Origin of the sequence: Synechococcus sp. CS-1326 (genome assembly GCF_025128115.1) — a bacterium.
Taxonomy (GTDB): domain Bacteria; phylum Cyanobacteriota; class Cyanobacteriia; order PCC-6307; family Cyanobiaceae; genus Regnicoccus.
Map to the genome: position 1 here is coordinate 30,266 of NZ_JAHLYV010000023.1, position 14,408 is coordinate 44,673.

The 14,408-nt window shown below is 65.7% G+C and carries 12 protein-coding genes; 5 read left to right on the plus strand and 7 right to left on the minus strand.

The window, feature by feature from the left end:
* Positions 1–29: 29 nt before the first annotated feature.
* The 5 genes from KQ307_RS08780 to KQ307_RS08800 all read left to right on the plus strand — a co-directional run bounded on the left by KQ307_RS08780 (position 30) and on the right by KQ307_RS08800 (position 6,105).
* Complete coding sequence (locus KQ307_RS08780) at positions 30–542, plus strand: phosphate-starvation-inducible PsiE family protein (RefSeq protein WP_259701852.1); 513 nt, start codon at positions 30–32, stop codon at positions 540–542.
* A 271-nt stretch (positions 543–813) separates the two neighbouring features.
* Positions 814–2,148, plus strand: a complete 1,335-nt coding sequence (locus KQ307_RS08785; protein ID WP_259727714.1) for a CmpA/NrtA family ABC transporter substrate-binding protein — start codon at positions 814–816, stop codon at positions 2,146–2,148.
* Between the two features lie 158 nt (positions 2,149–2,306).
* Positions 2,307–3,140 carry a nitrate ABC transporter permease gene (gene ntrB / locus KQ307_RS08790; protein ID WP_259727715.1) on the plus strand — a complete coding sequence of 278 codons (834 nt, stop codon included), beginning with the start codon at positions 2,307–2,309 and terminating at the stop codon, positions 3,138–3,140.
* A 67-nt stretch (positions 3,141–3,207) separates the two neighbouring features.
* Positions 3,208–5,211, plus strand: coding sequence for a nitrate ABC transporter ATP-binding protein (locus tag KQ307_RS08795; protein WP_259727716.1), 2,004 nt, complete (start codon positions 3,208–3,210; stop codon positions 5,209–5,211).
* 54 nt (positions 5,212–5,265) lie between these two features.
* Positions 5,266–6,105, plus strand: a complete 840-nt coding sequence (locus KQ307_RS08800; RefSeq protein ID WP_259727717.1) for a nitrate ABC transporter ATP-binding protein — start codon at positions 5,266–5,268, stop codon at positions 6,103–6,105.
* Here KQ307_RS08800 and KQ307_RS08805 read toward each other — a convergent pair.
* The 7 genes from KQ307_RS08805 to KQ307_RS08835 all read right to left on the minus strand — a co-directional run bounded on the left by KQ307_RS08805 (position 6,072) and on the right by KQ307_RS08835 (position 14,401).
* Entirely contained in the window at positions 6,072–7,220 is a 1,149-nt protein-coding gene (locus tag KQ307_RS08805; RefSeq protein ID WP_259727718.1) for a cation:proton antiporter, read from the minus strand. The two genes, KQ307_RS08800 and KQ307_RS08805, sit on opposite strands and share 34 nt — an antisense overlap.
* Positions 7,221–7,447: 227 nt before the next feature.
* The gene (locus KQ307_RS08810) at positions 7,448–7,852 is read right to left on the minus strand and encodes an Hsp20/alpha crystallin family protein (RefSeq protein WP_259727719.1); all 405 of its coding nucleotides are present in this window, start codon (positions 7,850–7,852) and stop codon (positions 7,448–7,450) included.
* Between the two features lie 209 nt (positions 7,853–8,061).
* Positions 8,062–8,547, minus strand: a complete 486-nt coding sequence (locus tag KQ307_RS08815) for an MEKHLA domain-containing protein (protein ID WP_259727720.1) — start codon at positions 8,545–8,547, stop codon at positions 8,062–8,064.
* 4 nt (positions 8,548–8,551) lie between these two features.
* Positions 8,552–9,427 (minus strand): SWIM zinc finger family protein, encoded by an 876-nt coding sequence (locus tag KQ307_RS08820; RefSeq protein ID WP_259701860.1) that lies wholly within the window; start codon positions 9,425–9,427, stop codon positions 8,552–8,554.
* Positions 9,424–10,818, minus strand: coding sequence for a (Fe-S)-binding protein (locus KQ307_RS08825; RefSeq protein ID WP_259701907.1), 1,395 nt, complete (start codon positions 10,816–10,818; stop codon positions 9,424–9,426). Before KQ307_RS08825 ends, KQ307_RS08820 begins: the two co-directional genes overlap by 4 nt.
* Positions 10,819–10,853: 35 nt before the next feature.
* The gene (locus KQ307_RS08830) at positions 10,854–12,914 is read right to left on the minus strand and encodes an acyltransferase family protein (protein ID WP_259727721.1); all 2,061 of its coding nucleotides are present in this window, start codon (positions 12,912–12,914) and stop codon (positions 10,854–10,856) included.
* A 41-nt stretch (positions 12,915–12,955) separates the two neighbouring features.
* Positions 12,956–14,401: an NADP-dependent isocitrate dehydrogenase gene (locus KQ307_RS08835; protein ID WP_259727722.1), complete on the minus strand. Its 1,446-nt coding sequence runs from the start codon at positions 14,399–14,401 to the stop codon at positions 12,956–12,958.
* Positions 14,402–14,408: the final 7 nt, after the last annotated feature.

The following is a 14,408-nucleotide window of genomic DNA, read 5'->3' on the forward strand; positions in this document are numbered from 1 at the left end:
CCCCCTTCTTCTCCCCTGAGCCCGTTGCCATGAGCCAAGCCATCAGGACGGAAACCCCAGTCACACCAGCCCCAGCGGTTCCCTGGCACCAGCAGTTCAGGCGGGTCCAGATCGTCCAGACCCTGGAGTCGATTCAGGATCTGATCGCCATCTGCCTCTGCGTGGGTCTCTTCTGCGTGATGGTGCTGGAGCTGCGCTCAATCTTCAGGGCACTGCTTAGCGCACCCCAGTTCCATGAGGTCACGGCCGACATCCTCTACATCCTGATTCTGGTGGAGCTGTTTCGGCTGCTGATCATCTATCTGCAGGAGCAGCGGGTGTCGATCGGGGTGTCGGTGGAGATCGCCATCGTTTCGGCCCTGCGGGAGGTGATCGTCAAAGGGGTGCTCGAAACCGACTGGCGCCAGATTCTGGCCGTGTGTGCCTTCCTGATGGCGATGGCCGTGCTGCTGGTGGTCAGGGTCTGGCTGCCGCCCACGTTTGTCGGGGTCGATCCGGAGGGAAAGATGTCGGAGCGGGTACGGCGCCTGAGCGAAGACTGAGCCCCCAGCCCGGTCTGTGGCTGGAACGATTGGCTGCGCTGATTGGTGTCATTGGCAATCCTGCCTGATCAAGGCCCCCAATCACATTGCCCAGCCATTAACTTCTTTCGACCGCCGCAACGGTGACCCATGCTCCATCCCTAGGGCCTCCATTCCGGCCATCAATCGTTCACCAAACCCAGGGCTTCCTTGGTGAATCTGGCCTCATTCAAGCGTTTCACATCCTGGACCAAAATTTCACATCTCAACCTTTTTCTCCCTGTTTTTCAACATGACAAGACGCCGCCGTTTTCTGGCCCTGATGGGCAGCGCCATGCTGGGCACCTCCCTGCTGGCCGGCTGCACGGGCAACCCTCCTGATTCCGGAGGTGGGGGCGCCAGCGCACCGGCGCCGGCCACTGCCGACAAGGGGCTTGAGACCAAAACCATCAACCTGGGCTTCATCCCCATTCTCGAGGCTGCGCCCTTGGTGGTGGCCGTTGAGAAGGGTTACTTCGCCAAGCATGGCCTTGAGGTGAACCTCACCAAGCAGGCCAGCTGGTCCTCCGCCCGCGACAACGTGGTGCTCGGCACCGCCGGCGGCGGCATTGATGGCGGCCAGTGGCAGATGCCCATGCCTCACATGCTCACCGAAGGAGCGATCTCCGGTGGCAAGAAGGTGCCGATGTACGTGCTGGCGATGCTGATGAGCCAGGGCAACGGCATTGCCGCAGCCAATGCTGTCAAGGACGGCAACCTCAGCGTCGATCTCAAGAAGACGTCACCTGGCTTCTTCGATGACTTCGCCAAGAAGACCGGCAACAAGTTCAAGGCCTCCTACACCTTCCCGAAGGCGAACCAGGAGATCTGGATCCGCTACTGGCTGGCCGCCGGCGGCGTCGACCCCGACAAGGACGTGGAGCTGCTGACGGTGCCCGCCACCGAAACCCTCCAGGGGATGAAGAACGGCACAATGCAGGCCTTCTCCACCGGCGATCCCTGGCCGTCGAGGATCGTCAAAGACAAGGTGGGCTATCTGGCGGCGATCACCGCCCAGATCTGGAAGTCTCACCCTGAGGAGTTTCTGGCGGTGCGGGCCGATTGGGTGGATAAGCACCCCAAGGCCGCCGTGGCCCTGATCAAGGGGCTGATCGAAGCCCAGATCTGGATGGACAAGGCCGAGAACCGCGCCGAGGTGGCCACGATCCTCAGCTCCCGCAAGTGGCACAACATCCCTGCCCCGGTGCTGGAGGAGGCGCTCAAGGGCCAATACAAGCTCGGCGCCGACATGAAGCCGGAAACCGATCCGGCGATGGGGCCGCTCTACTGGGCCAGCGATCGCGGTGTGATTTCCTATCCCTATGAGAGCCTCAGCCTCTGGTTCCTGCTCGAATCAATCCGCTGGAAGTTCTATCCCGGCGTGATCGATACGGTAGAGCAGGCCAAGGCGCTCAACGAAAAAGTGGTGCGCGAAGATCTCTGGATCACAGCGGCCAAGGAACTGGGGCTTCCCGCCGCGGACATCCCCACCTCCACCAGCCGTGGCAAGGAAACCTTCTTCGATGGCGTGATCTACGACCCGGAGAATCCTCAGGCCTACCTCGACAGCCTGAAGATCAAGAAGTGAGTTTGAAGTGATCCTTCTCCGGGGGCTTCCAACCCCCGGAGTTTCATCGCACCCACGCTGATTCATCGCGCCCCTCAGTTCCGAAGCTTCCCAGCCGTTCTGAACGGCAGAGGGCTATTTCCTGTTCTCAGTATTCATTTTCTTGGAGTCTCCCTTTCATGGTTCCCACCTCATCACGCCGCCCCGGGGCATCCAGCAGTCCCCTGCGATGGCTTGCCCGCAGCTCCGGCAACTGGCTGCCGCCGCTCCTGGGCATCGGCGGGTTCCTGTTGCTCTGGCAGATTCTTTCTTCGCTGCAGCTGATCGCCCTGCCTGCCCCTTCGAGCTTGTTCACCGAAGAGCGCACCCGAAACCTGATTCTTTATCCTTTCTATGATCGTGGCGGCCTCGACAAGGGCCTGTTCTGGCAGACCATGGCCAGCCTGTCGCGGGTGGCCCAGGGTTACACCCTCGCTGCCCTGGTGGGCATCGCCGTGGGGATCACGATCGGCCTCAAGCCCGCGATCAACCGCGCCTTCGATCCCCTCTTCCAGTTCCTGCGCATGGTGGCACCCCTGGCCTGGGTGCCGATCGCCCTGGTGCTGTTCCAGAACAACCAGCCGGCCGCCATCTTCGTGATCTTCATCACGGCGATCTGGCCGATCCTGATCAACACCGCTGAAGGGGTGCGCCAGATCCCCCAGGACTACCGCAACGTGGCCCTGGTGCTGCAGATGTCGAACCGGCGCTTCTTCACCAAGGTGCTGATCCCCTCCGCTCTCCCCTACATCTTCACGGGCCTGCGCATCTCGATCGGTCTGGCCTGGCTGGCGATCATCGCCGCTGAGATCGTGATGCCCGGCACCCTGGGCATCGGCTTCTTCATCTGGGATGCCTATCAGCAGAACTACGTGGGCGAGATCGTGCTCGGCGTGATCTGGATCGGCGCGATCGGCCTCATCCTCGATCGTCTGATGGCCTGGCTGCAGACCCGCATCTCCCCGGGTCAGTGAGCGCGCTGAGCTTGCTCCCTTCCCTCCTGTCCCCTACCCCCAGGCCCATCAGAGCCAACCCCCAACGATGACGACATCCCTGGTTGACGTCCGTGCGATCGACAAGAGTTTCGATCTGCGCGGCGGCGGCACCTATCTGGCCCTCAAGGGCATCGATCTGGAGATCCACAAAGGGGAGTTCATCTCCCTGATCGGTCACTCCGGTTGCGGCAAGTCCACCCTGCTCAACATGATCGCCGGCCTGGATCTGCCAACCGAAGGCGTGGTGCTGCTGGAGGGGGAGGCGGTGAAGCGCCCCGGCCCCGACAAGATGGTGGTGTTCCAGAACTATTCGCTGCTGCCGTGGCTCACGGTGCGCGAGAACATCGGCCTGGCCATTGACGAGGTGATGGGTGATCTGCCCAGGGCCGAGCGCAATGCCATCGTCCAGGAGCACATCGAGATGGTGGGGCTCGGCCCCGCCGCCGACCGGCTGCCCCTGCAGCTCTCCGGTGGCATGCGCCAGCGGGTGGCGATCGCCCGGGCCCTGGCGATCCGCCCCAAGCTGCTGCTGCTTGATGAACCCTTCGGCGCCCTCGACGCGCTCACCCGGGGCAATCTGCAGGAGAAGCTGATGCAGATCTGCAATGAGCACGAACTCACTGCGGTGATGGTCACCCACGACGTCGACGAGGCGGTGCTGCTCTCCGACCGGATCGTGATGCTCACCAACGGCCCCGGCTCGGGGATCGGCGGAATCCTTGAGGTGGACATCCCCCGGCCCCGGGCCCGGCTGGAGGTGGTGCATCACCCCAGTTACTACAGCCTGCGCTCCGAGATCATCTACTTCCTCAACCGCCAGAAGCGCGTCAAGCAGTGGCGGGCCCGGCCCCACCAGACGGTGGCCCGCCACGGCCTTGAGAAGGTGAACCTGGATCTGGGTTTCCTGCCCCTGGCCGCCAGCGCGCCCCTGGCGGTGGCTGAGGCCCACGGCCTGTTCGCCAAGCACGGCCTCGATGAGGTGCAGCTGATCCGCGAACCCACCTGGCGCGGCATCGTTGACGGGCTGGTGGACGGCACCCTCGACGCCTCGCTGATGCCGGCGGGCATGCCCACCTGGATGACCGCCGGCGGCCATGGCGGTACGCCCTTGCCGATCGTGACCTCCCTCACCCTCAGCCGCAACGGCAACGGCATCACCCTGGGCCGTCGCCTGGCCGAGCAGGGGGTGCGCACGGTGGACGATTACCGCGCCTACCTCAAAAGCCATGAGCGTGAACCCCACACGATGGGGATCGTGCACCAGGCCTCGATGCACAACCTGCTGCTGCGCTACTGGCTGGCGGCCAATGGCATCGACCCCGACAAGGACGTGCACCTGCAGGCCCTGCCGCCGGCCCAGATGCTCGCCGACCTCAAGGACGGCAGCATCGACGGCTACTGCGTGGGCGCTCCCTGGCTGGATCGGGCCACCCGCGATGGCCACGGGATTGCGGTGGCCGGTGATCTGGCGATCTGGCCCGGCCATCCCGGCAAGGTGCTGGGCGTACGCGAAGACTGGGCGATCACCTACCCCAACACCCACATCGCCCTCACCAAGGCCCTGCTGGAGGCCTGCCAGTACTGCGCCGATCCGGCCCACTGGGCAGAGCTCAGCGAGTTGCTCAGTGATCGCCGCTACCTGGGCATCAAGCCGGAGCTGATCCGGTTCAGTGAGGCCAGCGCCGATGTGGAGAGGGGCGGACCGGAGAGCGAGGCGGCGGTGCCGCACCACCTGTTCTTCGGGGATGGACTGAACCGGCCCAGCCGCACCGAGCACCTCTGGATGATGACCCAGATGGCCCGCTGGGGTGACATTCCCCTGCCGCGCAACTGGGTGGAGATCCTGGAGCGGGTCTGCCAGGTGGGGGTGTTCAGCACCGCCGCCCGCGAACTCGGCCTTGAGGCGCTCAGCTACCAGCGCCAGGGCATCGCCCTGTTCGATGGCCAGCCTTTCGATGCCGACGACCCGATCAGCTACCTCAATGCCCAGGTGATCAAGCGGGATTTCAGCATCGCCGAGATCCCCCTGGCGCCACCACGTCGCGGCTGAGACGGCCCGACCGCATCCGCCTGCCCTTCCCCCGCATTCTTCCGCACCCAAGCCATGTCCACCCTGATCCAGCCACCCAGTCCCGGCCTCCGTGCGCCGGCTGCTGAGGCATTCCTGCGCTTCGAGAACGTCAGCAAGGTGTATCCCACCGCCAAGGGCCCCTACCCGGTGCTCGATGGCATCGATCTGAGCATCCATGAAGGGGAGTTCATGTGCGTGATCGGCCACTCCGGTTGCGGCAAGTCCACTCTGCTGAACATGGTGTCGGGCTTCTCCACCCCCAGCGACGGCCGGGTGGTGCTGCACGGCAACACGATCACCAAGCCAGGCCCCGATCGCATGGTGGTGTTCCAGGGCTATGCCCTGCTGCCCTGGTTCACCGCCTACGAAAACGTTTACCTGGCGGTGGATTCGGTGAAGCCGGACCTGCCGGCCCATGAGAAGAAGGAGATCACCCGCGAGCACCTGGCGATGGTGGGGCTCACCGATGCGGCCGACAAGAAGATCCTGCAGCTCTCAGGGGGGATGAAGCAGCGGGTGGCGATCGCCAGGGCCCGGGCGATCCGGCCGGAGGTGCTGATCCTCGATGAACCCTTCGGCGCTCTTGATGCGATCACCAAGGAGGAATTGCAGGAGGAGTTGCTCACGATCTGGAACACGCAGCGCTGCACCGTGCTGATGATCACCCACGACATCGATGAGGCTCTGTTTCTCGCCGATCGACTGGTGATGATGACCAACGGCCCGGCCGCCAAGATCGGCGAAATCATGGACATCCAGTTCCCCCGGCCCCGCAACCGCGAGGAGATCATGGAGGATCCGCTGTACTACAGCCTGCGCAACCAGGCCCTCGATTTCCTCTACAGCCGCTTCGCCCACGATGACGTGGAGTGAGGGCGCAACCGCAGCCCCAGCAGCAACAGGCCGAGCACGGTGGTGCTGGTCACCATGATCACCAGGGCTGAAAACTCCAGGTCGGAGATCAGGCCGATCTTGAGGGCACTGGTGGCGAACACCAGCCCCGGCAGCCCTCGTGGGATCAGGCCGAACACCACCACCCAGGGGTCCACGCCCTCCTGGCGGGCCCGCTGGCCGACGCCGAAGTAACAGAGCAGCTTGCTGATCACGGCGATCGCGATCAGCAAGGCTCCGAGCCGCCAGGCCTCGGGCTGCAGCAGGGTTTCCAGCTTCACCTGCATGCCCACCGTCACGAAGTAGAGCGGCACGAACACATCCGAGAACACCGCCAGATTGCGTTCCACCGCCGCATCGGCCGGGCTGAGGCGAGCCAGCAGCACCCCGCCGACCAGGGCGCCGAGAAAGGCGGTCAGGCCGGCTGCCTCTCCAGCCGCCGCGCAACCGACCATCAGCACCATCAGGCCGAAGGGACCCAGCTCCCGCGGGCCATGACGCCGCACCCAGCGGTGGATCAGCCCATAGCCCAGAGCCGCTGCCGCCAGGGCGACCACGATCCAGATCGGCGCCGCCGGAGGGGTTGCCGAGGCAGCGCCCTGGCTGGCCCCCACGGACGCCGCCAGGGCCAGCAAGCCCACCGCAGGCAGGTCGTCGAGCACCGAGACCCCAACCAGCAGGCGGGCAGAGGGGCTGCCCATCGCCTTGAGGTTGGCGAGCGCCCGCAGGGTGACACCGGTGCCGGTGGCCGCCACCACCGCCAGGAAGAGCAGCACCTTGGCGCTTCCTCCGCCTGTGATGGCCTGGAGCGGCAGGTAGAACAACAGCGGTGCCAGGCTGCTGATCAGCACGGTGCGCAGAATGTCGCCACGCCGTTGACTCAGCAGGTCGCCGCGCGTCTCCAGACCGACCAGGAAGAAGAGGCTGATCACCCCCAGCTCGGCAATGCCCCCGACCCCGCCCAGGCGATCGAATGGCAGCAGCAGATTGCCGATCAGGAAGCCCGTCCCCAGCTCCAGCAGGATCGAAGGCACACCGGCGCCCCCCAGGGCCCGTGCCGACAACCGCGCCAGCAGAACCCCCAGCAGCAGCAGCAACAAGCTGGCGAGCAGGGACGGATTGGCCAGAATCAGGTTGGAAGCAACCAGATCACGCTAACGAGAGCCTCGGCGCTCCCTTGCCTGGGGCGAAATCTTTCCTGGGGCGAAGCTATGCATGGAGCGAAACTTTGCCTGGGGCGAAACCGTGCTGACAGAAAAATGCCCTGACCGGAGGCCAGGGCGGATCTCGTTTCTCGTTTGATCCCAGCTCTGGCCGGATGCGATCAGCTTTCCACTTTCACATTCACGGTGGTGAGTGTCTGGGCCTTGGGTGCGGTGACGGTGAGCAGGCCATCGCGGTAGTGGGCTTCGAGGGCATCACGCTGCAGACCACCGGGGAAGGTGAAGCTGCGGCTCCAGGTGCCATAGCGGAACTCACTGTGCAGGGGGGCCTTGTCCTGGGCTGCGGCGGAGGCCGGGTGCTGGCTGCGGCGCTGGGCGCTGATCAGCAGGGTGCGATCGGTGGCTTTGACCTCGATCGACTCCTTGTCGACACCGGGAAGTTCAAGAGTGATCGTGTAGGCCTGGTCGTTTTCGTGCACTTCGGCGGCAGGCACCCGCTCGGCGTTGAGCACTTGCTGCTCGAGGCGCTCGAAAAGATCGTAAGGGGATTGGCGCAGGGTCAACATGGTTGTGTCCTCCACAGATTGGCGGATGGATTGAATTCAGACCCTCTGATTAGGAGAAGGTCGGAGTTGGTGATCAAGGCTGGCTGGATTCACCAACCCACTCACTATGGATGGATTGTTTGCTGCTCCATCCGGCAAGAACCGTCCCATTCGGTTCGGTGTTCATCACCATGGGCGGCCTCCACGACAGCAGGGCCGGAGAACCGTCCTCAGAGCCAGGCCCAGCTGGAAAAGGCGGCGGCCTGGCCAGGGGCATCGCCCGGGTGCTGACCGGGGCCAGCGGGCAGGTTCCAGAGGCGGGCGTCCTCGATCTGAAAGCGGCGGCCATCGCCGTCGATGCGGATGCCCCGGTAGCCAGAGATGAACTCCTGCTGCAGGACCGTGTTGAGCTGGCGTGCCCGCGCCTGGCGCTCGGCCGGCTCAGCGGTCAGCCGCGACGGCATGCCCACCATCGAGCTCCAGCGATGGCGCCAGAGGCGAAGGGCGGCGGCATTGGCATAGATCAGGCGGGGGTCCGCGCTGCCGTCATGGGCCAGCACCACGGTGGCGGCGACGAAGAGTTCCTGGGCCTGCTGGCGTCCGTCGGTGGCGCGGCAGGCGATCAGGGGCCGGCCGAAGTGGCGGCGGTGCGACTCGAGCAAGCCAACGGCAAGTGCAACCGCAGCGGCACTCAGCCAGGGGGCCTGCGGTGGCAACGGCTCAGCTCCCGGCACCCATCGCCTGGGCCATCGCCATCTGACCCATCGCCATCCCCTGGGCCTTGAGCCGGCTGATGAACAGCCGGTTGGCCTCCGGGAACCGGGGCTCAGCCGCCAGGGGCAATTCGCCGGCTTCATCCAGCCCGGTTTCCCCTTCCATGGCCGGGGTGATCACGACCAGGTCGGGATCGAGGCTGGCTGTGTAGGTCCACCAGCGGCTCGGATCGGTGATCGCGCCGTGAACCGGATGGGGCGCCGGCTCGGCCGCCGCTTCCTCGCCACGGGCGGCGGCGGCGCGGCTGGCCAGCAGCTCGCGGCGCCCCGTCGCCAGGTCGGCCAGCAGCTGGCTGCGGCTGCGACCCCGCAACTGGAAGAGCACGAAGGGATCTTCACTGAAGCGATCCCCCATCAGAAAGTAGACGGCACTGATGTGTTTGCAGGGATTGGCCTTGTCGGGGCAGGAGCACTCACTGCGAACCTCCTGCAGCTTGAACGGGAACAGGCGCTTGCCGCTGGCGGCGAAGGCGCGCTCGATGTCCTGGGGCATCACACCGGCCAGCAGCTGCGCCGACCAACGGGCCTTCTGACCGAGCGCTTCGAGCACGAAACCCCAGTCTTCATCGGTGAGGGTGTCGAGCCACAGCTTCACCTTGTAGGGCTCCGCTTCGGTCCCCTGGACCCGCGCATGAACCCGTCTGCCCTCGAAGCGGATCGAGAGCACGTTGCCGGAGCGGGCATAGTCCCAGGCGCGCTCCAGGCGCTTTTTGTAGCGGTAGGAGTTGATCAGCTCCATCCACTGCTCCACCCACCAGGGCTGTTGGCCGAGGCCCAGCTGGCCGAGCTGGGTGGTGATCGGACTCAGGTTGGAGCTGGTCATCGCGGCGTGAGGACGGTGGTTGGCTGAAGGCCGCCACTGCGCTCCAGCAGTTGCACCGGATGCAGCACCGGGATCGGACGGCTGGTGCCCTCCAGATGCTGGCGGATCTGCAGCGTGCAGCCGATGTTGGCGCTGACCGCCAGGTCGGCACCGGTGTTGCTGAGATCGGCGGCCTTGATCCGGCCCAGTTCGGCCGCTTCGTCGGGTTGCACCAGGTTGTAGATCCCGGCACTGCCGCAGCAGACGCCCGCCTCCACCGCTTCCAGGATCCGCACGTGGGGGATCTGCCGCAGCAGACGGCGGGGTTGATCGCGCAGGCCCTGGCCGTGAATCATGTGGCAGGCATCGTGATAAGCCAGACGCAGGGGGCGTTCGGCGCTGGCCGGTGTGCCATCGGCGTGATCGAGCGGCCTGAGCCTGGCCAGAAAGCGCTCGCTCAGCCCCACCCGATCGAGGAACTCCTGAATGTCGGCGACCCGATCGGTGAAGGCGCTGGCCCTGGCGGCCCAGGCGGGCTGGCCAGCCAGGATCTCGTCGAGTTTCTTGAGGGTGTGGCCGCAGCCCGATGCCGCCACCAGCACCGCATCGAGGGGCTCAGGGCCGGCGGCCCTGCCAACCCCGATCACCGCATCGAAGCTCTCGATCAGGCTGGTGGCGAGGGTTCGGGTCTGCTCCAGTTCGCCCTGGTGGTGGGTCATCGCACCGCAGCAGTTCTGGGCCGGGGGGATCACCACTTCGATGCCGTTGGCGCAGAGCAGCCGCACCGCTGCGGCATTCACCTCCGGGTCGAACAGGCGCTGCACACAGCCCAGCACCAGCCCGACCCGGTGGCGCCGTTCCCCTTCGGCGGGCACCACCACCGGGAAGCGATCCGCGAACGCCTCCGTTGCCAGGGGCGGCAGCAGTCGCTCCATCGCTTCAAGCTCCGGACCGAACAGCCGGGTGAGACCACTGAGCCGGGCCAGGCGTTGCAGGGGGGTTCCGGCGTAGAGCCGCAGGGGTTGCAGCACTGCCCGCAGCCGGCCGGGGTAGGGCAGCAGGCGGAACAGCAGGGCCCGCAGGCTGCGCTGCCAGGGGCTGCGCAACTCCACCGCATTGAGTTTGGGGCGGGTGGCCTCGATCAGTTGGTCGTAGCGCACGCCCGAGGGGCAGGCGGTGACGCAGGCCAGGCACCCCAGACAGGACTCGAAATGGCCTGCCACCGTGGCATCGAGGCTGAGCTCGCCGGCTTCGATCGCCTTGAGCATGTGGATGCGCCCCCGCGGCGAATCCATCTCGGTGCCCAGCACCCGGTAGCTGGCACAGCTCGGCAGGCAGAAGCCGCAGTGGATGCAGGGATCGGTGGCGCTGAACGGAACAGCAGCACCGCCCATGGGTTTGGGGCCGACCATGGCGTTGGGGCCGACGGCTGGAGAAGGCATGGCGCTCAGTCTGCCCGGCCCGGGGCCTGCTCAGGCGTTTTCTTCGTCTGGAGAAGGGCTTCGAGCACCGGCTGCTTCAGGCGCCGCACCGCCGCGGCGGTGAGATGGTCGTCGTCGGCCAGTTGCCACTTCAGACCATCGAGAGAACAGCCCTTCGGGCAGATCCACACCATCGGATCGATGAAGCGCACATCACCTGGGAGATTCCGGCTCAGTTGAGCGTTGATCATCCGGGTGGATCGGTCGTCCTCCCGCAGGCTCTCCAGGCAGAGCTCATTCCAGCGGGCGGGGCGGAACCACTCCGGCAGGCAGGTGTCGCGTCCGATCAGCCTCGGACCGGCTCCGAGCAGGATGACCCGCAGATCAGAGGCCCCAGCCCTGTCCGAAAAAGCCTCCAACGCCTCTTTGTAGAGCGCCAGCTTCGCTTCGCTGCCCTGAACCGGCTGTCCGCTTCGATCCAGGAATCCGTCACGGCTGGCCGGCAGGCCGCTGCCCAGGTGACTCAGCTGATAGCCCGCGATCAGAACGGCATCCCCCCGCCGGCCGGCGAGGAGAATCCTGGCCGCCACCTCCTGCTGGAAGCGCTCGCAGCCTGGATCCAGATGGCCGAAGGCGGTGGCCGGGAACGGGCAGCCGGCTTTGGCGAGCAGTGTGATTCCCGCGCCCTCCCGGTGCAGCTCGGCGGCCAGGGGAATCAGGGCAGCGGCATGGCTGTCACCCACCACGAACAGGGTTCGCCCTTCGGCTGCGCCGAGGGGCCCGGGCCCGATTGAACAGGTCTTCGCCATCGCCTCGATCTGAACGGGATCGAGCACATCGTTTCGATCGATCAGACAGGCCGATGAGGTGATGGTGGTGCCGGCAATGCGCTGTTTCTGGCGTTCCTCGGACAACGTGGCCGGCCGCTGGCCGGCATAGAGATGCTGGGAGAGCCCCCCGCTGATCAGCAGCAGCAGCAGGGCGGCGGTGGCGGCATTGATGCCGATGCCGATCAGGATGCTCTGCCGGTTCCCGGGCGCCCATGGCCTGGAGCCAAACGGGGTTTCGATCGTTCGGTAGGACAGCTCGGCCAGTCCCAGGATCAGCAGAAGCTGAAACGGCACACTCCAGGCGTGGATGCCGATCGTCCAGCGACTGAGGACGATGACGCTCCAGTGCCAGAGGTAGAGCGAATAGGAAATCCGACCGATGCGCAATACCGGCGGGCAGGTGAGCAGCCGGCCGAGCAGGGATCGCTCCCGCAGGGTCTGGATCAGGGCGCAGGTCGCCGCCACGCTGATCAGCAGCGGGATCGCACTGTCGTTCTGGGGTGCCAGGGTGACGCCGGCCAGCACCAGAAAGGCCCCCCAGGCCAGCCTGCCTTGAAGCACCCAGCGGGCTGGATCCAGCTGTGGATCCTCCCGGGTTGTGCCCAGCAGGCACCCGGCCGCCAACTCCCAGACCCTCGGACCCGTCAGGAAGTAGGCGGCGGAAGCATCGACTTGCCGCATCTGCAGGAACAGGATCAGCGACAGTGCGGCCACCAGGGCCATCGCAAGCCTGAACCGCCTGCGACCTGCCCCCCCGGCTCGGCCCAGGCCCAGCTGCCAGGCTGCCAGGGGAAAGATCAGATAAAACTGATAATCAACTCCCAGAAACCAGGTCTGGGTGAAGGAGTTGAGCTGGCCACTGGCGCCGAAGTAATCGGTCGCCTGCTGGTGCAGGAACAGGTTCGAGGCCCCGGCCAGCGCCAGCAGCCCTGTCCAGAGGGAGGCCGTCGGGTCCGGAATCACCAGGCAGCTCAGCAGGCCTGTGACAAGCACACAGGCGGCCAGGGTCGGCACCAGTCGCTGGATGCGCCGGCGGTAAAACGCTGCCAGGAAGGCCCCACGGTTTTCAGCCGGATGCCTTTGTTCAAGCGATCGCGTGATCACATAGCCGGAGATCACGAAAAAAACGTCGACCCCGACATAGCCGCTCGGCAGCAGCGCTGCGTTCAGGTGATTGACGATGACGGCAAGGATGGCGACGGCTCTGAGGCCGTCGATCTCGACTCTGCGAGCGGTCTGGTGGGGAGATCCAGGCATCGCCCGATTCTCCTTGCGGGCGTGGCCCGGGCCAGAGGCCCTCAGCCGCCGAAGTGACGCACCACCGCTTCGGCGAAGCCGGAGCAACTCACCGGCTCCACCCGGGGTTCCATCAGCCTGGCCAGGTCGTAGGTGACCTCGCCGTTGGCGACGGCGGCGCTGAGGCCGGCGGTGATCAGGTCGGCCGCTTCCTGCCAGCCCATGAACTCCAGCATCATCACGCCGCTCAGGATCACCGAGCCCGGGTTGATCCGATCGAGGCCCGCGTGCTTGGGCGCGGTGCCGTGGGTGGCCTCGAAGATGGCGGCGCTGTCGCCGATGTTCGCTCCTGGCGCCATGCCCAGGCCCCCCACCACCGCGGCGGCGGCATCGGAGATGTAGTCGCCGTTGAGGTTGAGGGTGCAGAGCACTGAATATTCCTGGGGCCGGGTCTGGATCTGCTGGAAGATGCTGTCGGCGATGCGGTCGTCGACCAGCACCATTGATTTCCACTTGCCGTAGCCGTGGCTCTCGCCGATGCTGTCGATCACCCCTTTCACTTCCGCATCCACCGCCGCTTTCTTTTCGGGGGTGAGGCTGTCGTAGCCGGGTTCGATAAGGCGGGCGTTGTCTTCGACGCTGAGGCCGTGGTTGCGCTCCAGGTTGCCGAGGATCCAGCTTTCCCGCTCGGTCACGCACTGGTCGCGGAACTCGGTGGTGGCCAGCTCATAGCCCCAGTCACGGAAGGCCCCTTCGGTGAACTTCATGATGTTGCCCTTGTGCACCAGGGTCACGTGGCGCTTGGCGCCCTCCAGCCCCAGGGCGTGCTGGATCGCCTTGCGCACGTGGCGCTGGGTGCCCGCCTTGCTCACCGGCTTGATGCCGATGCCGGATCCCTCGGGGATGCGCCGCTTGCCGAGCTTGCCGTTGGCGGGGATCACCGTGTCGTTGAGGTGGGCGATCAGCTCCACGCAGACCGGGTCGGTGGCCTCCCACTCGATTCCCATGTAGATGTCTTCGGTGTTCTCCCGGTACACCACCACATCGAGGTCCTGGGGCCGTTTGTGGGGGCTGGGGGTGCCGTCGTAGTAGCGGCAGGGCCGCACGCAGCAGTAAAGATCGAAGATCTGGCGCAGGGCCACATTGAGCGAGCGGATGCCGCCACCGATCGGTGTGGTGAGCGGTCCCTTGATCGCCACCCCGAACTGCTCGATCGCCGTGAGCGTGTCCTGGGGCAGGTATTGATAGGTGCCGTAGAGCTCGCAGGCCTCATCACCGGCGAACACCTTGAACCACTCGATGCGGCGCTCACCGCCGTAGGCCTTGGCCACGGCCGCATCCAGCACCCGCTGGGTGGCGGGCCAGATGTCCACGCCGGTGCCATCGCCGCGGATGAAGGGGATGATCGGGTCGGAGGGCACCACCGGCAGGCCGTTCTCGAAGCGGATCGCCGTGCCGTTTTCGGGTGGGGTGAGCTTGTCGTAGGAGGCGGCGTGTGCGATCACCATCGGGGCG